General features: G+C 61.4%; 20 protein-coding genes and 1 riboswitch. Of the genes, 13 read left to right on the top strand and 7 right to left on the bottom strand.

Annotation, left to right across the window (positions count from 1 at the left end):
• Positions 1-346: 346 nt before the first annotated feature.
• Positions 347-949, bottom strand: a complete 603-nt coding sequence (locus tag QP968_RS10040; protein WP_284856276.1) for a resuscitation-promoting factor Rpf1 domain-containing protein — start codon at positions 947-949, stop codon at positions 347-349.
• 13 nt (positions 950-962) lie between these two features.
• Positions 963-1,170: riboswitch (cyclic di-AMP (ydaO/yuaA leader) on the bottom strand.
• Positions 1,171-1,482: 312 nt separating this feature from the next.
• Between QP968_RS10040 and QP968_RS10035 the strand changes: the two genes are divergently transcribed.
• Entirely contained in the window at positions 1,483-1,866 is a 384-nt protein-coding gene (locus tag QP968_RS10035; protein WP_284856275.1) for a cold-shock protein, read from the top strand.
• A 6-nt stretch (positions 1,867-1,872) separates the two neighbouring features.
• Here QP968_RS10035 and QP968_RS10030 read toward each other — a convergent pair whose 3' ends face one another.
• Positions 1,873-2,391 carry a DUF2771 domain-containing protein gene (locus QP968_RS10030; RefSeq protein ID WP_284856274.1) on the bottom strand — a complete coding sequence of 173 codons (519 nt, stop codon included), beginning with the start codon at positions 2,389-2,391 and terminating at the stop codon, positions 1,873-1,875.
• Positions 2,392-2,402: 11 nt separating this feature from the next.
• Positions 2,403-3,200, bottom strand: coding sequence for a glutaminyl-peptide cyclotransferase (locus QP968_RS10025; RefSeq protein WP_284856273.1), 798 nt, complete (start codon positions 3,198-3,200; stop codon positions 2,403-2,405).
• Positions 3,201-3,237: 37 nt separating this feature from the next.
• Here QP968_RS10025 and QP968_RS10020 point away from each other — a divergent pair, with 37 nt between their 5' ends.
• The 3 genes from QP968_RS10020 (at position 3,238) to QP968_RS10010 (ending at position 6,414) form a co-directional block, all read left to right on the top strand.
• Entirely contained in the window at positions 3,238-3,975 is a 738-nt protein-coding gene (locus QP968_RS10020; protein WP_284856272.1) for a DUF3027 domain-containing protein, read from the top strand.
• A 109-nt stretch (positions 3,976-4,084) separates the two neighbouring features.
• Positions 4,085-5,578 (top strand): NCS2 family permease, encoded by a 1,494-nt coding sequence (locus tag QP968_RS10015; protein ID WP_284856270.1) that lies wholly within the window; start codon positions 4,085-4,087, stop codon positions 5,576-5,578.
• A gap of 8 nt (positions 5,579-5,586) precedes the next feature.
• Positions 5,587-6,414, top strand: coding sequence for a TrmH family RNA methyltransferase (locus tag QP968_RS10010; protein ID WP_284856269.1), 828 nt, complete (start codon positions 5,587-5,589; stop codon positions 6,412-6,414).
• Here the strand turns inward: QP968_RS10010 and QP968_RS10005 are convergent.
• The 3 genes from QP968_RS10005 to serC all read right to left on the bottom strand — a co-directional run bounded on the left by QP968_RS10005 (position 6,411) and on the right by serC (position 9,466).
• Entirely contained in the window at positions 6,411-7,256 is an 846-nt protein-coding gene (locus QP968_RS10005) for a DUF6928 family protein (RefSeq protein WP_284856268.1), read from the bottom strand. The two genes, QP968_RS10010 and QP968_RS10005, sit on opposite strands and share 4 nt — an antisense overlap.
• 6 nt (positions 7,257-7,262) lie before the next feature.
• Positions 7,263-8,249: a septation protein SepH gene (sepH, locus tag QP968_RS10000; RefSeq protein ID WP_284856267.1), complete on the bottom strand. Its 987-nt coding sequence runs from the start codon at positions 8,247-8,249 to the stop codon at positions 7,263-7,265.
• A gap of 89 nt (positions 8,250-8,338) precedes the next feature.
• On the bottom strand, positions 8,339-9,466 hold the full coding sequence (gene serC, locus QP968_RS09995; RefSeq protein ID WP_284856266.1) for a phosphoserine transaminase: 1,128 nt from the start codon (positions 9,464-9,466) through the stop codon (positions 8,339-8,341).
• 244 nt (positions 9,467-9,710) lie between these two features.
• On the opposite strand from serC, the gene QP968_RS09990 reads away from it, so the two are divergent.
• The 5 genes from QP968_RS09990 (at position 9,711) to QP968_RS09970 (ending at position 14,491) form a co-directional block, all read left to right on the top strand.
• On the top strand, positions 9,711-11,006 hold the full coding sequence (locus QP968_RS09990; protein ID WP_284856264.1) for a citrate synthase: 1,296 nt from the start codon (positions 9,711-9,713) through the stop codon (positions 11,004-11,006).
• A gap of 116 nt (positions 11,007-11,122) precedes the next feature.
• On the top strand, positions 11,123-11,482 hold the full coding sequence (locus QP968_RS09985) for an FKBP-type peptidyl-prolyl cis-trans isomerase (RefSeq protein WP_284856263.1): 360 nt from the start codon (positions 11,123-11,125) through the stop codon (positions 11,480-11,482).
• A 4-nt stretch (positions 11,483-11,486) separates the two neighbouring features.
• Positions 11,487-12,335: an aldo/keto reductase gene (locus QP968_RS09980; RefSeq protein WP_284856262.1), complete on the top strand. Its 849-nt coding sequence runs from the start codon at positions 11,487-11,489 to the stop codon at positions 12,333-12,335.
• 155 nt (positions 12,336-12,490) lie between these two features.
• Positions 12,491-12,832: a DUF485 domain-containing protein gene (locus QP968_RS09975; protein ID WP_284856261.1), complete on the top strand. Its 342-nt coding sequence runs from the start codon at positions 12,491-12,493 to the stop codon at positions 12,830-12,832.
• A 3-nt stretch (positions 12,833-12,835) separates the two neighbouring features.
• The gene (locus QP968_RS09970; protein WP_284856260.1) at positions 12,836-14,491 is read left to right on the top strand and encodes a monocarboxylic acid transporter; all 1,656 of its coding nucleotides are present in this window, start codon (positions 12,836-12,838) and stop codon (positions 14,489-14,491) included.
• 223 nt (positions 14,492-14,714) lie between these two features.
• On the opposite strand, the gene QP968_RS09965 is transcribed toward QP968_RS09970, so the two are convergent.
• Positions 14,715-15,698 (bottom strand): DUF1906 domain-containing protein, encoded by a 984-nt coding sequence (locus tag QP968_RS09965; RefSeq protein WP_284856259.1) that lies wholly within the window; start codon positions 15,696-15,698, stop codon positions 14,715-14,717.
• A 54-nt stretch (positions 15,699-15,752) separates the two neighbouring features.
• On the opposite strand from QP968_RS09965, the gene QP968_RS09960 reads away from it, so the two are divergent.
• Genes QP968_RS09960 through panC form a run of 4 tightly spaced genes read left to right on the top strand, consistent with a single transcriptional unit; the run spans position 15,753 to position 18,081 of the window.
• Positions 15,753-16,484 carry a DUF981 family protein gene (locus QP968_RS09960; protein ID WP_284856258.1) on the top strand — a complete coding sequence of 244 codons (732 nt, stop codon included), beginning with the start codon at positions 15,753-15,755 and terminating at the stop codon, positions 16,482-16,484.
• A gap of 40 nt (positions 16,485-16,524) precedes the next feature.
• The gene (locus QP968_RS09955; RefSeq protein ID WP_284856256.1) at positions 16,525-16,977 is read left to right on the top strand and encodes a hypothetical protein; all 453 of its coding nucleotides are present in this window, start codon (positions 16,525-16,527) and stop codon (positions 16,975-16,977) included.
• Positions 16,959-17,312, top strand: a complete 354-nt coding sequence (locus tag QP968_RS09950) for a transcriptional regulator (RefSeq protein ID WP_502870938.1) — start codon at positions 16,959-16,961, stop codon at positions 17,310-17,312. The genes QP968_RS09955 and QP968_RS09950 overlap by 19 nt, the downstream gene beginning before the upstream one ends.
• A complete protein-coding gene (panC, locus tag QP968_RS09945) occupies positions 17,278-18,081 on the top strand; it encodes a pantoate--beta-alanine ligase (protein ID WP_284856255.1) in 804 nt (267 codons plus the stop codon). The genes QP968_RS09950 and panC overlap by 35 nt, the downstream gene beginning before the upstream one ends.
• Positions 18,082-18,182: the final 101 nt, after the last annotated feature.

The following is an 18,182-nucleotide window of genomic DNA, read 5'->3' as shown; positions in this document are numbered from 1 at the left end:
AACTGCGGTGTTACTCGATACTCACCATCGCGTTACCCGATACTCACCACGGTGTTACTAAATGCACGCGCGCAACAGCTAGGGGCCAAAAAGCCTGTGGATAACTCAAAAACTATCCACAGGGGGTGCGCGCTACCGCGCGCATAGGAGAGCGCGGAACATAGCCTTCACCAGCAGCAACGGGCTGGTTCCCTCAAGACCCAAAAAAGTTTTGGGTACTTGGCGCGGAAGCAAACTGGGTGGCCAACTTGTCCTGTAGCTGACATAAAAAGGCGCTCACCCCCTGTTTAGTAGGGGATGAGCGCCTTGGGGTTGCGGTTGCTACGAGGCTACCAAGCTCGCGGGACTAGAGGCGAGCGAGGACGGAGTCAATCAGGTCCTTGTTGGCCAGGTAGAACGCGTTGTAGTTGTGGCGGTTGGCGTTGTAGGACGCGGTGACGTGAGCCGGAACCGGCAGGCCGCGTGCAGCGAGGGAACGGGTGATGGTGTTGTACGCTGCGTCAACCTGGAGCTCGCCACCCTGTGCAGCCGGTGCAGCCGGAGCCGGGGCAGGTGCCGGAGCTGGAGCCGGGTTCACGTTGCGCGGGGTCGGAGCGGAACGCAGGCCAAGGCGGGCGGAGCAGGCCGGCCAAGCGCCCCAGCCCTGGGAGGCGAGGGTGCGCTCAGCGATGGCGATCTGCTGCTCGCGGGTTGCCTGGTGTGCGTACGGTGCGAACTGGTCGCCACCGTGTGCGCGCCAGGTGCCAGCGGAGAACTGCAGGCCACCGTAGTAGCCGTTGCCGGTGTTGATGTTCCAGTTGCCGCCGGCCTCGCACTGGGCCAGACGGTCCCAGTCAGAGTCCGGGGCTGCGTTAGCAATTGGGTTGATCAGGGCGGTTGCGGCGATAGCTGCGGATGCGCCTGCTGCTGCCTTGATGAAGGTGCGGTTCTGCTTGCTGTGACGTCCCATGTGGGTGTTTAATTTCCTCTCTTGTTATACGTCTGCGAGGTGAGCTGTCGGGTTCAGGCTGAGGTTCTAACTAAGCGCCTGGCCACGTGTGTGGCTTCACCCCCAGCGGGTGCCTCTGGCCGGTGATGGCCTGGGAGGGTCCCGCGTTGCACGGCCCTGTGGTGGGTTCGTGCGGGTGGGTCCCCCGCTTATGTCCTTATGAAGTTTGTCGCGGTGATCGCTGGACACAATTCAACGTGGCGATCATGCGATTGGGGTTGGCCCCTTGAGGGCATGCGGGCAACTCTAGCTGTTTATAACGATTAGGTCACGTTGTTTTCTCGAATTGTTATCGATCCAGCCAAGGGGTCGCGCATTCTGGCGTTGCTAGCTGCAGAAACTAGGTAAATAATAACTTTGTGAGGTCCCTCACACTAGAGCGAGTGCGTCGTCCTAGTGTTGGGAAGTAGTAGCTTTGTGGGACCGCGTTCCTTGGCGGGTATACTCGCGGTTTTCACGCGACAATAACGCGATACACAAAGGGTGTGACAACGATGCCAGTAGGAAAAGTGAAGTGGTTCGATGCTGAGAAGGGCTTCGGTTTCGCCTCTAATCCGGGCGATGAGGATGTCTACGTCGGTAAAAACGTGCTGCCCGAAGGTGTGGATGAGCTCTTCCCCGGCCAGCGGATCGAATTTGATTTTGCTGCCGGCCGCCGTGGGCCTCAGGCGTTGCGCGTGAAGGTGCTGGATGAGCCGCGTCGTCGTCCTGTGAATCGTCGAAAGCCGGCGGAGCTCAGTAGCATGCTTGCCGACGTCATGTCCATGCTCGAAACCCAAGTCCAACCGGCACTTGATGCTGGCCGTTACCCGGAGCGGAAGGAAGGGCGCCAGATCGCGGAGATCCTGCGCGCGGTGGCAAAAGAGCTTGACTCCTAAGGCGCCTTAGGCCGCTTCGGTACTGAAGGCCCAGGTGGCCATCACCGGGGTCTCATTGCCCTCACCGTCCTGGCCGACCATGAGGCAGGACACCTCCATAACCACGAGGGTGGCATCGGAGCTGGATTCGCTACGCACCGGTACATCTACTTCTTCGGCTTCGCCGGGGGTGAAGGTGCGTTCGCTGTTGGCGGCGGGGTCGTCGTAAATGCTCAGCAACGACCACTGCAAAACGGAAACGTCCTTGGGCACGCTGATGCGTACGGTGTCAGCGCCATCAACGTCGATGGTGGCAACGGGGCCCTCCGGGCAATCGGCCCCGAACTCGCAGACACGGAACGGTGTGGTTGTGGCGGTGTTATCCCCGGCAGTGGCCGTCACCTCGACTTCCTGTGGTGGCGTGCCCGGGCGGTTATTGCGCCACTCCATGTAGAAGTACAGTGCGGCAACGATACCCACGATCACCACCGCGATGATGGCAAGCATGGCTATGGAGCGTTGGTCCCTTGTCGTCTTGCTACCCATACTCACGCAGTCTATCCGTGGCTCTTGTCCGGCACGAAGGTAACCCGGTACATGTCCGGCCAGCGTTTGCCGGTGATGTAGAACTCGTCGCCATCGATGTGAGCGATGCCGTTGAGTACGTGGTTGGGGTCGGGGGTGGCGTTGTTGGGGATAGAGGAGGCGTCGATAAGCGCCTCGACCTTTCCTGTGGCTGCGTCGATCCGCACGATGTCGGTGGTGGTGAAGATGTTGGCGTAAATATCCTCGCCCACGCATTCGAGCTCATTGAGGCCGTCCACCGGCGTGCCGTTCAATGTCACGGTGAAGCGTTCACGCTCCGCCAGAGTGTCCGGGTCCATGCGGCGCAGCTCGCTTGTGCCATCGGAGAAGATCACCTCACCAGCATCCGGTCGGGCGCACAAGCCCCAGCCTTCGCCTGCATAGGTAGCGCGGCTGATTTCTTCGAGGGTCTCCGCATCGCGCTTGATGGCGGTGTTGTTTTGCCAGGTGAGTTGCCACAGCGTGTCGTCGACAAGCGTAATGCCCTCCCCGAAAAACCCGGGTGCGAGATCCTGGCTGGCAAGCTTGCGGCCGTCGAGCGTGGAGCGATAAACGCGAGAGGAGCCTTCCATCCCCGTGCCCACGTAGAGCGTGCCGTCCGGGCCGAGCTCAAGGCCTTGCGTGAAGCTCGTCTCGTCGAAGGGCAGGGTCTCTTCGATCTGGGCAGTGAGGTGCTGGACGCCTTCGCCACCCTGCACGGAAGAGTCGGAACAAGAAACAAGCAGCGGCACGGCGAACAGCAGTGCAGCAGCGCGCGGAAAATGGGCCATGGGCTCTATCTTGCAACACGTCGGCCATAATGGGGGCGTGGTACAGAGAAAACCCCGCAAGACAAACAGCACTCCCGCAGGCCCGCTCCTTGGTCAGCGGGCAGTCAACGTTGCGCGTGAGGCGCTGCGTGAGCTTGATCAGGGGGAAGTGGGGGAGCACATTGGTGTCAGTGGGCTGAGTAATAACGCTGCCACGCACCGCTTTGAGGCAACCGTGCCGGGCTACACCGGCTGGGAGTGGAATGCGGTGGTGGCCTGCGCGACGGGCTCGGATTACATCACGGTCAGTGAGGTTGCGCTCGTGCCCGCGCCCACGGGTGAGGCGCTGCAGGCCCCTGATTGGGTGCCGTATTCGGACCGCCTGCGCCCGGGTGATTTGGGCCCCGGCGACCTCATGGAGCCCGCACATGATGATGAGCGCTTGACCGCGGATTCCTTCGCGCCCGACGCTGTGACGTTCCCCGGCCGCGAAACCGCCCAGTACCTGACCAAAACAGGTCTGGACGCGGCGAAGAATCGCTGGCGTCGCGGGGACTTTGGCCCCAATTCCGCGCACGCCTCCCAGGCCGCCCTGCAGTGCAAGACCTGTGCTTTCTTCATCCCGGCGGGGGAGCCGCTGGGGGACAACTTCGGCGTGTGCTCCAATGAGTACTCCGCTGATGGGCGCGTTGTCTCCGCTGTGTATGGCTGTGGCGCGCACTCAGAAACCAAGGTTGATTCCGAAGAGCTCGATGCAGGCGGAGAGCTTTTCGACGATGAAAAGCCCCTCTACTAACCCCACCCCCTCAATGTGGTGGCGAACGCCAGCTCCCATTTTGTAAAACCGGCAACTAGGTGGGACGCTATCCCCGTCATATTTCTTCCGTGCAAGGGGACATCATTTTATGAGTTCGAACACCACTGATTCCACGAAGGTGTCGCAGCCTTCGGAGGAGGAACAGGTCACTGAGGCGCGCTCTGGCCTGGATCGCTACTTCCGTATTTCGGAGCGTGGCTCCACCGTGGCAACGGAGGTCCGCGCTGGCGTGGTCACCTTCTTTGCCATGGCGTACATCGTCTTGCTGAACCCACTGATCTTGGGTACCGGCGAGGACTCCGCCGGCACCGTTCTGGGTATTCCGCAGGTTGCTGCCGCTACCGCACTGGTGGCCGGCATCATGTGTATTTTGTTCGGCGTTGTGGCGAACTACCCGTTCGGTATCGCTGCTGGCCTGGGCCTGAACACCTTGGTGGCTGTCACCCTGGTGGGTACGGAGGGCCTGACGTGGGCGCAGGCCATGGGCTTGGTGGTCATCGACGGTATCATCATCGTCCTTTTGGCCGTGTCCGGTTTCCGCTCCGCTGTCTTCCGTGCGATTCCGCCGTCAATGAAGGCTGCTATCGGTGTGGGTATTGGCATGTTCATCGCCATGATCGGCTTCGTGGATGCCGGTTTTGTTCGCCGCATCCCGGACGCTGCTATGACCACCGTTCCGGTTCAGCTGGGCATCAACGGTTCCATTGCTTCCTGGCCGACCTTCGTGTTCATCCTTGGCCTGTTCATCTGTGGCTTCATGGTTGCGCGCCGTATTCCTGGTGGCCTGTTCATCGGCATCGTGATCAACACCATCATCGCGCTGATCATTGAGCGCGTGACTGGTGCTGGCTCTTCCGCTGAGACCGGCCCGACTGGCTGGAGCCTCGCTGTTCCGACCTTGCCGGAGTCTTTCGGTGGCATTCCGGACCTGTCCATCGTGGGCAACGTTGACCTGATCGGTGCGTTCACCCAGGTCGGTGTTGTCACCGCTTCGCTGTTGGTGTTCACCCTGGTTCTGGCTAACTTCTTTGACGCGATGGGCACGATGACGGCTCTGGGTCGCCAGGCAAACCTCATGGATGAAAAGGGCGAGCTGCCCAATATGAAGAAGGCGCTTGTCGTTGAAGGCTTCGGTGCTATCGCTGGTGGTGCTGGTTCCGCTTCTTCCGCAACGGTCTACGTTGACTCTTCCGCTGGTATCGCCGATGGCGCACGCACCGGTCTGGCTAACATTGTCACCGGCCTGCTCTTCCTGGCCGCGATGTTCTTCACCCCGCTGTATGAGATTGTGCCGATTGAGGCCGCCGCACCGGTGCTGGTCATCGTTGGTGCCCTCATGATGATGCAGGTGGGTGAGATCGAGTGGTCCCGCTTTGATATTGCTCTGCCGGCCTTCCTCACCATCGTGGCTATGCCGTTTACCTACTCCATCGCAGACGGCATCGGCATCGGCTTCATCACCTTCGCACTGTTCGCCGTGTTCGCTGGTCGCGCGAAGGAAGTTCACTGGATCATGTGGCTGATCTCCGCGCTGTTCGTGGTGTTCTTTGCCATGGATCCGATCATGGCTGCAATCTCCTAAGCCCCCGCATGATTCCCATCACCGATCCCGCTGACCCGCGCCTCGATATTGTCCGCGACCTGAAGAAGGCGGACAATTCCCGCGCGTACGTCTTCGGGGAAGGCCCGCTCGTTGCGGGCCGGGTGGTGGATTCGCGTTACCCGCTGCGGTGCATCATCGGGTTTGAAAAGAAGATTGATACCTTCCTCACCCAGCGTGCAGAGGAAGGTCTCCCACCGATTACGGCCCCGATCTACACCGTGACCCGCGAGCTGCTCGCTGAGGTGGTGGGCTATGACATGCACCGCGGGCTCATCGCCGTGGCCGATCGGGCAGGGGAGCCCGATGTCAGTGAGCTCATGGCTGCGCGCACGCTCGTGGTCCTCGAAGGGGTCGGCGACCACGAAAATATTGGGGCTATCTTCCGTAACGCCGCGGGCATGGGGGTGGACGGTGTGCTGTTGGGGGCAGGCACAGCGGATCCTTTGTATCGCCGCAGCGTGCGCGTGTCTATGGGGCATGTGCTGCGCTTGCCGTTTGCGCACCTGGAAGGAACATCCACCACGTGGCAGCGTTCGCTTGAACAGCTGCGCCAGGCCGGTTTCCGGTTGATTTCGCTCACACCTGATGATCGCGCAGTGCATCTCGCTGAGGCGCTTATCGACGCCTCCGGTAGCCCCCACCCTAAAGTCGCCCTCCTCGTCGGCGGGGAAGGCCCCGGCTTGACGGAGCATGCGATGCGCGCGACGGACATCCGCGCCCGTATCCCCATGGCGCCGGGTACGGACTCATTAAACGTGGCTACGTCTGCGGCCATTGCTTTCTATGAACGCGACCGTGGGGTGGGGCTGGCCTAGCGGTCAGAGTGGCGGAGTCGCTCTTTCACCGTCTCTTTGAGGGCGCGCCAGCGCTGAGTCATGTCGCGCCTAATCCGGCGTGCTGCTTTGGCGGAGGCGTCGGCGAGTTCGGCGAACTCGTCGTTAGTTTCCTCGGCTTCCTCATAGTCGTCATAATCCGCATGCGCCGATGAGAACTTCGCTGCAACATCGGCGACATTTTTGGTCTCCGGCGTGCGCTGTTCCACCTTTGGCTCTGGGCGCCCGTCAACAGCGTAGGCAACCACATTGATGTCCGGCCCGTCGGGGGAGACGTCTACGCCGAGCCAATCGCGCTGGGCAGCGCGCATGAGGTCTAGTGGCACGAAGGGCAGCGAAATGCCGCCGAGTTGATCAGCGCGTTCCCCAGCCCAGTACGGTGCCTCAAACCCATCGGGCAGCCCGATATCCTCGATGAGCTCGTTGCGCGTTGCGCACAGGGAACGGCGCACGGTATCTCCATTGAATCGGGCGAAGCCGGCGTAGCCCGCACCTTCATCGACACCCTCCGCGAAGACGAAGACGTCCGCGGCGGGCACTGCCCGACGCAGGTGGGTGGGGATGTCGGAGAGCTTGCCGCAGTCGTCGATATGCGTCTGCAGCACAGCGACCCCTGGATAGCCTGCGATATAGAACTCATCGCGGCTACTGGGGGTGGAGCGATTGAGTGGGAACTGGCCAATCGGCGTAATCGGCCAACGCGGGTTGAGCTGCGCGAGCAATTTACGGCCAAAGCCACGGTCAGCGTGTGGCTCCGCTCCTAACACCGCGGCCGGATCGGCGGCGTTGATATACCAAAAGGTGACGACAGCTGGGACACCCATATCGCCCTACTTCTTCGGCCGTTTCGTGTTCGTACGTACGCCAAGGAGTACGTCCTCCCAGTGCGGGGTGACAGCCTTGCGGCGACGCTTCTTCGGCTGCTCATGCTCCTCCGGAATGTGCAGCGCGTCGCCTTCCGCGAACAGATCAGGCTGCTGGCCCTGCTGAGCCGAGGCAGCAGAGGGAGCAGGAGAGGCCTCTTGTGTAGGGGCAGCAGGTGGTTCCTGCTCATAATCCGTAGCCACAGCGGACAGGGAACGTACTGGCTGTGCAAAGGACGGATCGATGAGATCCGCTGCAACCGCATCACGCGGTTCCGTAGTGGGGGCAGCGCCCATCGTGCGGTGGAAAGACCACTCCGCGCTGTGCTCCTGCAGGCCAGCCTGCCAGGTCAAACGGACCACCCACGGCTCTCCGGGCTCGCGGACAGCATCCCACGTGGCCTCGGACAACGCATGGCCGCGGGAAGAGAAACTCAACGCGAGAATTTCAAAGAGGGTATCCGGTGCAGCGCCATCCGCGCGGACCGGGTGAGACTGCTTCGCGGCCTCGGTGACCTGGGTGCGCTCCAGCAACACCGGGTGGGCATACGGCTCCACGCGACTGATGGCCACGCCCATCTCCTCAGCCAGTTCCTCCGTGCTTGCGCCAGCGCGGATTCGTGCCTGAATCTCCTTCGGGCGCAGCGACAAGGGAGTGGCAAACAGTGGGTCGGGCTCCGCGGGGGTGCGTTCCGCGGGAGAGGGTTCTGCTTCGGGTTCATCCGGTGTGCAGAGCGTCAGGTTTGGCTCGCCTGGTTCGGTGTCCTCGGCTGCGTCGACAAGCTCTGCCTCAACAACCTCAAGCTCCTCATCGTCATCGTCGACGGCGGTGAGGGTTGGTGCGGCCGACGGGATGAGGTCCTCGCGTGGAATGCAGAACTTCTCTCCATCGAGGTCACGCAGTACCCACAGAGAGTCGGTCGATTCGTCCGCAACAACAAAGAGCTCGCGCATCGCTGTCTCCTTACACCAGTGTCATTCAAGGAGACAGCTTAACTGAAGCGCGAGCTCTATTTGGTTGCGGCGGTGCGGGGTTTCACCCTTTACTTCGCGCCGACGCCCTGGGACAGCATGAAGTCAATAGCCTGGGTGAGCTTGACCACGTCCTCGGTGTCAATCGCCGGGAACATACCGATGCGCAGCTGGTTGCGGCCCAGCTTGCGGTACGGCTCAACGTCGAGAATGCGGTTAGCGCGCAGGGCCTTAGCCAGCTCAGCGGCATCGATGGAATCATCAAAGTCGATCGTGCCCACAACGTAGGAGCGCTTGTCAGCCTCCGCAACGAACGGCGTTGCGTGCTCATTGGCCTCCGCCCAGGAGTAGAGGGCATCCGAGTTTGCCTTGGTGCGGGCAACCATGCCGTCCAGACCACCGTTCTCATTCATCCACTTGACCTGGTCCGCCAGCATGAGCAGCGTTGCCACAGCTGGGGTGTTGTAGGTCTGGTTCTTGCGGGAATTGTCCACCGCAGTCTGCAGATCCAGGAAAGCCGGAATGAAACGGCCGGACTCCTTGATCTTGGCAATGCGTTCAATCGCAGCCGGGCTCATCGCCGCGAACCACAGGCCACCGTCCGACGCGAAGCACTTCTGCGGGGAGAAGTAGTACGCATCCGCATTTCGCATATCGACGGGTAGACCGCCGGCGCCCGACGTCGCGTCGATAAGCACGAGCGCATCCGTATTCGGGCGGGTGACCGGAACCATCGCACCCGTGGAGGTCTCATTGTGCGCCCAGGCCACCACATCAGCGTCCGTTCCATCCAATGCGGAAGGGGAGGGAGCACTGCCCGGCTCAGCCTCAGCCACCTGCGGCTCATCCAGCCACGGTGCCTGCTTGGAAGCCTTAGCGAACTTGGAGGAGAACTCACCGAAAGACAGGTGAGCAGACTTCTTCTCAATCAGGCCGAAGGTCGCTGCATCCCAGAAAGCGGTGGCGCCACCGAGGGACAGAACAATCTCGTAGCCCTCGGGGAGGGAGAACAGCTCTGCAAGACCCTCGCGAACGTCACCGACGACATTCTTCACCGCTGGCTGGCGGTGGGAGGTGCCAATAATGTGCGCACCGTTAGTGATGGCGTCCAGCTGGGCTGGGCGGACTTTGGAGGGGCCGCAGCCAAAGCGGCCGTCATGAGGGGAAAATTCTTGCGGAAGAGCTGGGTAATCGGACATGCGGGGACCCTTCTTTCAGGCTTCAAACTGGCATCGTTGTGGCACCAACTCTAGCTCGCGGGGGTAAATGTGGTGTAACGGGGGAAGCGTAGTTTTTGTCGCTACCGTCACATCTTGAGGGCGTGGTCCTGATAGAGTGAATTCATGCCAATTCTGGCGCTTGGCTCCGTGCTTAGCCCGTAGGTTATTTCACCTGCGGAAACTAGCCGCAGGCGTCGCTCAACGACTCTTTGAAAGGTTCATTGTGGCTTCTGAGAACAACGACAAGGTAGTACTCAACTACCCCGGCGGCGAGTATGAGATGGATCTCATCCGTGCCTCCGAGGGCAATGACGGCTTCGTGCTGGGCAACCTCCTCGGCCAGACCGGCCTGGTCACCTTCGACCCGGGCTATGTGTCCACGGGTTCCACCGAGTCCAAGATCACCTACATCGACGGTGACGCAGGCATCCTGCGCTACCGCGGCTACGACATCGCTGACCTGGCTAACAACGCCACGTTCAACGAGGTGTCCTACCTGCTGATCAACGGTGAGCTGCCGACTGAGGATGAGCTAGAGACCTTCTCCAGCAACATCCGCCACCACACTCTGCTGGATGAGGACTTCAAGGCTGCCTTCAACGTCTTCCCGCGTGACGCACACCCGATGGCTGTGCTGGCCTCCTCCGTCAACATTCTGTCCGCTTACTACCAGGACCAGCTCAACCCGCTGGATGAGGAGCAGCTGGACAAGGCAACCGTTCGCCTCATGGCAAAGGTGCCCATGCTGGCGGCATACGCTTACCGCGCATCCCAGGGTAAGCCGTACATGTACCCGAACAACGCTCTGAGCCCGCGCGAGAACTTCCTGCGCATGATGTTCGGTTACCCGACCGAGCCGTACGAGGTTGATCCGGTTGTCGTGGACGCTCTGGACAAGCTGCTCATCCTGCACGCTGACCACGAGCAGAACTGCTCCACCTCCACCGTCCGCATGATCGGTTCCGCTCAGGCGAACATGTTCGTGTCCATCGCCGGCGGCATCAACGCATTGGCTGGCCCGCTGCACGGTGGCGCTAACCAGGCTGTTCTGGAGATGCTCGAGGACATCCAGGAGAACAACGGCGGCGACGCCTCCGACTTCATGAACCGCGTGAAGAACAAGGAGAAGGGCGTCCGCCTGATGGGCTTCGGCCACCGCGTGTACAAGAACTACGACCCGCGCGCCGCCATCGTCAAGGAGTCCGCACACGAGGTTCTCAACCACCTCGGCGGCGACAGCCTGCTCGACCTGGCTATGGAGCTCGAGGAGATCGCCCTCAAGGACGATTACTTCATCGAGCGCAAGCTGTACCCGAACGTCGACTTCTACACCGGCCTGATCTACCGCGCTATGGGCTTCCCGACGGACTTCTTCACCGTCCTCTTCGCCATCGGCCGCCTGCCGGGCTGGATCGCTCACTACCGCGAGCAGCTGGCAATGAACTCCAAGATCAACCGCCCGCGCCAGATCTACACCGGCGCAACGCAGCGTGAGTTCATTCCGCGCGATCAGCGCTAGAGTGCTGTACACCACGAATCCGCCGCAAGCGGTTCGCCCCGTATAATCAGGGGCTGACCGTTTCGGCGGTTTCGCGTTTTTACAAGCGGGATACCCAAACCAAGGAGAAATCTTTCATGGATAAGCCCACTATTGACGTACCTCAGGATCCGGCACCGGCCGACCTAGTAATCGAGGACATCGTTGTCGGTGACGGCGACGAAGCCAAGGCTGGCGGCATGGTCAAAGTCCACTACGTGGGCGTGGACTACCGGACCGGCGAGGAGTTTGACAGCTCCTGGGACCGTGGCGAAGCCGCTGAGTTCCCCCTGACCGGCCTCATTGAAGGCTGGCAGCAAGGCATCCCTGGCATGAAGGTGGGCGGGCGCCGCTCACTGACCATCCCGCCGGAAATGGCCTACGGTCCTGCCGGTGGCGGCCACCCGTTGTCCGGCCGCACCCTCGTCTTTGTCATCGACCTGCTTGAGGCGAACTAGAACAATGATTGGTACCCCTTCTCCCAGTGACATCCCACACGCACGGCTTAACGACGGGCGCGAGATACCCCTGGTCGGATTGGGGACCTACAAGCTCACCGGCCCGGAGACGGTGAACACCATCCGCCGGGCCATCGAATGCGGTTACCGCCACTTCGACACTGCCTTTCTATATAGCAATGAGGTAGAGGTGGGGCGCGCTGTCCGCGAGGCGATTGCTGCGGGGGATGTGGCGCGGGAGGATCTGTTTATTACCTCCAAACTGTGGAATGACGATCAGCCGCGCGCCACGGAAGCCTTCAACGAATCGCTTCGTCGCCTGGAGCTCGACTACGTGGATCTGTTCATGGTCCACTGGCCGTGGCCTCAAAACGGCACTTTCGTCGCCGCATATGAAGCGCTGCTGGAGCAGCGAGAAGCCGGACGTATCCGGTCGGTGGGAGTAGCGAACTTTTACGAAGAAACCCTGGATGAACTCATTGCGGTGACGGGGGTCGCGCCCGCAGTGAACCAGGTAGAACTTCACGCCGGCTTCACACAGCCGGAACTGCGGGACTATCACGCCCGCCACAGCATTCTCACGGAGGCATGGGCGCCACTGGGAAGGGGAGAGATCCTCGACAGCCCGCAGATCACACAGGTTGCCGCCGCTTACGGCGCAACGCCGGCACAGATTGCCTTGGCCTACCACGTGTCGCGAGGGATCTCTGTTATCCCGAAAACCTCGAGTGCGCAGCGCCTGGAGGAAAATTTCGCAGCCGCCAGCATCGCGCTTGACCGCGAATCTTTGGATCTCCTGGACACCATCCCCGGTGGGCGCCAGTCGAATGATCCGCGCATTTTCCCTGGGTGAGAGGGCTTGGGGTGCAGATAAGCATTGCTCTGCGGGGCTAGCCTGCGGGGGTAGCTTTTGGAAATTAATTTAATTTAATCGGCAAAACTGTCTCACGGTTGTGTGTTGTGAGTTACTTTTTTCACATCCGATTCATTCTTCCGAAAGGAGTAGCCATGGCTGAAGGCTCGCCCGCTGTAAAGCAGCGTCGGGAACCGACGCCCCAGGAATTCGTGGAAATGCAGGCTAGCCCGCAGTTCCAGGAACTACGGAGCGCCTACCGCAAGTTCACCTTCCCGGTGTCCGTTGCGTTCTTCCTCTGGTACATCTTCTATGTCGTTTACGCGACATTCTGGCCGGAGGTCATGGCAAAGCCATTCCTGGGCATGAACGTAGGCCTCTGGCTGGGCATCGCCCAGTTCATCACCACATTCGTGATCACCTGGGCCTACGTGGTGTACGCGAACAAGAACATCGAGCCGCGTGCTGCGGCGATCCGCGAAGAGATGGAGGGCTAAACCATGAACCCCGACGTATTCCTCCTTGCGGAGGCTGAAGCTGCGGCAACCGGCAACCCGATTCTGAACATTGCTGTCTTCGCCGCATTCATCATTGTCACAATGGCGATTGTGACCAAGGTGGGTAAGTCCACCTCCGAGGCATCTGACTTCTACACCGGTGGCGCCCAGTTCTCCGGTACCCAGAACGGTCTGGCCATTGCCGGCGACTACCTGTCTGCGGCATCCTTTCTGGGCATCGTCGGCGCTATTGCGCTGAGCGGTTACGACGGCTTCCTGTACTCCATCGGCTTCTTCGTCGCATGGCTGGTGGCCCTCCTGCTCGTGGCGGAGCCACTGCGTAACGTTGGCCGCTTCACCATGGCTGACGTGCTGTCCTTCCGCCTGCGCCAAAAGCCGGTGCGCGTGGCAGCTGCCTTTGGCACCCTGTTCGTGTCGCTGTTCTACCTCATCGCTCAGATGGCTGGTGCTGGCTCCCTGGTGTCCGTCCTCCTGGACCTGCACACCTTCAGCGCTCAGGCGATCTGTGTTGCGATTGTCGGCGTGATCATGATTGCCTACGTTCTCATCGGCGGTATGAAGGGCACCACCTACGTGCAGATGATCAAGGCGGTCCTGCTCGTCGGTGCTGTGGCGATCATGACCATCCTCTGCTTCATCGCGGTCAAGGGCGGCATGAACGCACTCTTCGACAAGGCCATCGAGATGCACGCCGGCTCCGAGCACATTCAGAAGGCTGGCTACGAGGCATCTGAGATCCTCCAGCCGGGCCTGAAGTACGGTGGCTCGACCATCAAGCAGCTCGACTTCATCTCCCTCGGTCTGTCCCTGGTTCTGGGTACTGCTGGCCTGCCACACGTTCTCATGCGCTTCTACACCGTGCCTACGGCGACGGAAGCCCGTAAGTCCGTGACCTGGGCAATCGTCCTCATCGGTGCGTTCTACCTGATGACCCTGGTGCTTGGCTACGCTGCTGCTGGCCTCGTTGGCCCAGACACCATCAACGCTGCACCGGGTAAGGCGAATGCCGCCGCACCGCTGCTGGCTCTGGAAATCGGTGGTTCGGTCTTCATGGCCATCGTGTCCGCCGTGGCCTTCGCAACAGTGCTCGCCGTGGTGGCTGGCCTGGCTATTACCGCCTCCGCATCCATCGCGCACGACATCTACAACGCTGTGCTTCGCGACGGTCAGGCGACCGAAGAAGAGCAGGTCCGCGTCTCCCGCGTCACCGTGGTTGTCATCGGTATCCTGGCCATCGTCCTGGGTATCCTGGCAATGCGCCAAAACGTCGCCTTCCTGGTGTCCCTGGCCTTCGCTATCGCGGCATCCGCGAACCTGCCGACGATCCTGTTCTCCCTCTACTGGAAGCGCTTCAACACCGCTGGTGCCGTGGCCTCCATGTACACGGGCCTTGTCGTAGCACTGGTTCTCATCTTCCTGTCCCCAGCAGTCTCTGGCAGCGAAACGGCTATGTTCCCGAACGCTGACTGGGCTATCTTCCCGCTGACCAGCCCGGGCCTCGTGTCCATCCCGGCTGCGTTCCTGGCTGGCATCATTGCCACCTTCGTGGGCAAGCCTGACAACCTGGACGAACTGCAGTCCGAGATGGAAGTCCGCTCCCTTACCGGTGTTGGTGTGGAAGCGCCAGTGGACCACTAAGGCCACCAAGCGGGAGGCTGCGGCTTCGGCCACGCACTCCGCACGAAGTAAGGAGGCCACCCTGGCGGGTGGCCTCCTTTGTGCTTGCTGGGAGGTGCGGCGAACTAAACCCCGAACCTTAGAACCTGAACTCTGGCGTTTTAGGGCCGAGGTTCGGGTTCTAAAGTTCGGGGTTTGTTCGGCTCAAGCCAGTGGGCCGGCTAGGACCGTGCCCTAAGGTGCCCTAGCGGATGAATTGCCGTGCGAAGTTCACGGCGTTCTGGATGTCCTGCCCGTTGATGTTGGACACGAAGCGCTGCGCCTCAGAGGACAGGGCCTCAGGCGAGGGGTTGGAGAAGTTCGGCAGGGAGGAGTTCTCCGGCAGGCGGAAACCGGGTGCCGGTGCTGCGGGGGCAGCTGGCTGGCCCGGAGTCGAGGCGGGAGGAGGGGCGACGACGCGGCCGCCGGCTTGCCACTGGCCCCAGTCGGAGGTGTAGACGTTGTTGACGTCGCAAAGCACACCGTCGATGGTGACCTGCCATTTCGCCTTCTGGTGAATGTTGGCGCGCGGGTGCAGCTTTCCGCCGGAACCCCAGTCGTGCTGCCAGTAGTAGGAGCCGATGCCGTCTTGGACGCACCACTGGATGACGTTCCAGTTGCCGTACACGCCGGTGCGCAGACCGGCTGCGGTGAGACGCTCCTGGAAGGCACGCAGGTACGGGCGGATCTGGTTGTCGTACTGGGCGCGGGTGGGGTTGTCGTCGATAGCTACGTAGATCGGCTTGCCGTTCGGGCCGCCTGCTGCGCGGTGCAGGTTAATGGCCTGCGGGGCGTGGACAGCAGCGCCGGCGGCACCGGCGAGCCAGTCAGCGGTTTCAGCGCGGCCGAACTGGTAGACCGACGCGGTGAACAGGCCGTTAGCGGCGAAGGCCTGGGTTTCCTTAAGCGCAACGGGCTTGCCCAGCATCCAAGACGCACCGGGGCGGCGCTGGGAGACGTAGCGCACGGCACCCATGTGACCGGCGGCCTTCACGGAGCGGGCGGAGGGGACACCAGCGGAGTAGTCGAGCACGGTGCCGATGGGGCGACCTTGCGCGATTGCATTAGGGAGGTGGGAAACCCCGACGAGGCCAGCGGCACCAAGGGCGGTGGCCAGAGTGGCGTTGCCGAGGAAAGAGCGTCGGGAAAGGGGAGCGGATCCCTTGGAGGAGGCAAAAGAGTTATTCACAACAGTAACAATAGCACCATTGACCTCATTGGCCGCAAGGGCTACGGTGCGGGTATGAAGACTTTTTTCACTGGTGAACAGACTCCGGGCCTCATCGACTGGGACAATATGCCGACATACAACACGATCATGGCCGTGGCGGTGGGTGCTGGCCTCATTGCCGTTGCGCTCTTCTTCCGCGACTTCCGCAACGGGAAGCTCGAGGGGGTAGAGGGCTACGCGCTGACCTTCGGTGCGCTCGCGCTCATCCTTTTCCCGACTGGCCTGCACATGACGCTGACGTGGCCGCTGGCGCCGGACTTCGCCTTTGACAACATTGTCTTTGGTGAAACGTCGCTAGGTTTCAGTGTGCTGCTGGGGGCTGCTGCTTTCTTCCTGTGGAACAAGCGTGAGTACTATGCTGCCGGCTCTGAAACGAGCTTCCACAGCGCAATGAAGACACTGCGACCGGCCACGATCTTCATTGCCGGACTGGGCCTTGCCCTGTTTGGCATCGCGCTCGCCGGCGTTGTGTACACGCTGTTTGCCGCCCCGGCTGAGGAGCCGATCTCCGGCGCCTTCGCCGACTGGCCGATGATGGAGGCCAGCTTCATTGGCGTGCTGTTTACCATGGTTGGACTTGGTGCAGTGCTGCTTCCGTTCGCGGTTCGTGGCACGGACGAGGGCACTATCTCCGGGCTGTTCAAGACCATCGAGTGGCTGTGGATCATCTCGGGCACGATCTGGCTGCTGTTCGGTGCGATGAACTTCTACACCCACATCGGCCTGATTGTGAACACGATGTAGAGGGTGGCGGGGGGCGTCGATAAGCGCTATGCTTTCCGTCATGGAAAGTAAGCAGATGGATGTGAGCGCGGTACGCGACTCACTCGAGGCGGTCCGTGATGTGGAGGCACGCGCCGCACACACTCCGATCCCGTGGACGATGATCGTGGCTGTCGGTGTTGCGGTCGGCCTGGGCATTGGCCTCATGCTGGCTGGGCAAGTGTGGGGGCTACTCGCGCTGATCGGGTCGCTGGTACTCATGATGGTGCTCGAGTTCAGCGGTAAGAAGGCAGTCCGCGCGGCGATGAAGCAGGACGTGCAGCCCGATGAGGGGACATGGAGCTGGAAGCGCTTCCTCACGTCCATGGTGCTGTATACGATCGCGTATATCGGGATGCAGGTTTTCGCGGACCGCTACCCGGACGGCAATCTGGCCGTGGGGGTCACTGTGGGAATTCTTGCCACCGCTGCGATGATCGCGGGCTACGGCCTGACGTGGAGGAAATACCATTGATCGACCCGGTTATTCATCCACTGAACCGCCTGAAGATCTGCGCAGCCCTGCGCGCTGCCGGGGCGACGGAGGGCAAGGTGCGGCGCGAGATGCGCTTCGCGCGGCTGCGGGAGGTCACGGAGCTCTCCGATGCCACGCTGTCGAAACAGCTCTCGGTCCTCGAGGAGCACGGCTATATCACCCGTTTCCGCGAGTACGGGTCCAGCCGCGCGAAGGACACCGTGTGGGTCACGCTCACGCGCGCGGGGGAGCAGGCCCTCGAGGGGCACCTCGACGCACTCAAGCGCTACGCTGAGCCGCATGACTCGCCTGACTCGGACTCCGCAGGAGCTTAAAGAAGCACTTATTGACGTTCCCGGCGTTTCCCTTGTGCCCACCATGGGTGCCCTGCACAGTGGGCACATTTCGCTCGTACGTGAGGCTAAGAAGTTGGGCAATCCGGTCGTGGTGAGCATCTTTGTCAACCCGCTCCAGTTCGCGCCGGGTGAGGACCTGGATGCCTACCCGCGCACCCTCGACGAGGATATGGCCAAACTCGAGGCCGAAGGCGTGGACGCCGTCTTTGCGCCGAGCGTATCCACGATGTACCCCCACGGTCCCCGCACCACGATCCACCCTGGGCCTTTGGGGTCCGTTCTGGAGGGCAAGACTCGCCCCACCCACTTCGCGGGCGTGCTCACTGTGGTGGCCAAACTGTTCTGCCTCACCGGCGCCACCGACGCCTTTTTCGGGGAGAAGGATTACCAGCAGCTCGCGCTCATCCGGCAGATGGTGGAGGACCTACACCTGCCCGTGCGCGTGCATGGCTGCCCGATCATCCGCGAGAACAGTGGCTTAGCGCTCTCTTCCCGCAACCGCTACTTGAGCTCTGAAGAGCACGACACCGCCCTCGTGTTGTCCCGCGCGCTGGCTACCGGTTCGTACGAGGAAGCTCGTTTGCTTCTCGACGCCACCCCCAACATCCAACTCGACTACCTCACCGTCACCACTCCGGACCTCTCTGAACTCCCGGAAGATTACCGCGGTCCTGCTCGCCTGCTCGTTGCTGCGAAGGTGGGGGAGACCCGCCTTATCGACAACGTGGTCATCACCATTACGTCCTAGTTTGCCTATCGGTGCCCGCCATTCTGCGACACGTACGCGGGGGGGGGGGATCTGTGATTACTCCAGACTCGTGTTATTGCCAGGGAACTGCTAAGATTTAG

The sequence above is a fragment of the Corynebacterium sp. MSK041 genome (assembly GCF_030232265.1).
In the GTDB taxonomy this organism is placed as follows: domain Bacteria; phylum Actinomycetota; class Actinomycetes; order Mycobacteriales; family Mycobacteriaceae; genus Corynebacterium.
Note: the sequence above shows the minus strand (reverse complement) of the source record. Positions and strands in the feature narration are given on the sequence as shown.

Coding starts and splice junctions, on each gene's coding strand:
- sepH (WP_284856267.1), bottom strand. CDS start 8,249: ATGCGCGAGCTCTTTGTTGTTGCGGACGAATCGACCGACTCTCTGTGG.
- serC (WP_284856266.1), bottom strand. CDS start 9,466: ATGTCCGATTACCCAGCTCTTCCGCAAGAATTTTCCCCTCATGACGGC.
- QP968_RS09985 (WP_284856263.1), top strand. CDS start 11,123: ATGGATAAGCCCACTATTGACGTACCTCAGGATCCGGCACCGGCCGAC.
- QP968_RS10040 (WP_284856276.1), bottom strand. CDS start 949: ATGGGACGTCACAGCAAGCAGAACCGCACCTTCATCAAGGCAGCAGCA.
- QP968_RS10015 (WP_284856270.1), top strand. CDS start 4,085: ATGAGTTCGAACACCACTGATTCCACGAAGGTGTCGCAGCCTTCGGAG.
- QP968_RS10030 (WP_284856274.1), bottom strand. CDS start 2,391: ATGGGTAGCAAGACGACAAGGGACCAACGCTCCATAGCCATGCTTGCC.
- panC (WP_284856255.1), top strand. CDS start 17,278: ATGACTCGCCTGACTCGGACTCCGCAGGAGCTTAAAGAAGCACTTATT.
- QP968_RS10005 (WP_284856268.1), bottom strand. CDS start 7,256: ATGGGTGTCCCAGCTGTCGTCACCTTTTGGTATATCAACGCCGCCGAT.
- QP968_RS09955 (WP_284856256.1), top strand. CDS start 16,525: ATGGAAAGTAAGCAGATGGATGTGAGCGCGGTACGCGACTCACTCGAG.
- QP968_RS09975 (WP_284856261.1), top strand. CDS start 12,491: ATGGCTGAAGGCTCGCCCGCTGTAAAGCAGCGTCGGGAACCGACGCCC.
- QP968_RS10010 (WP_284856269.1), top strand. CDS start 5,587: ATGATTCCCATCACCGATCCCGCTGACCCGCGCCTCGATATTGTCCGC.
- QP968_RS10025 (WP_284856273.1), bottom strand. CDS start 3,200: ATGGCCCATTTTCCGCGCGCTGCTGCACTGCTGTTCGCCGTGCCGCTG.
- QP968_RS09960 (WP_284856258.1), top strand. CDS start 15,753: ATGAAGACTTTTTTCACTGGTGAACAGACTCCGGGCCTCATCGACTGG.
- QP968_RS09980 (WP_284856262.1), top strand. CDS start 11,487: ATGATTGGTACCCCTTCTCCCAGTGACATCCCACACGCACGGCTTAAC.
- QP968_RS10035 (WP_284856275.1), top strand. CDS start 1,483: ATGCCAGTAGGAAAAGTGAAGTGGTTCGATGCTGAGAAGGGCTTCGGT.
- QP968_RS09970 (WP_284856260.1), top strand. CDS start 12,836: ATGAACCCCGACGTATTCCTCCTTGCGGAGGCTGAAGCTGCGGCAACC.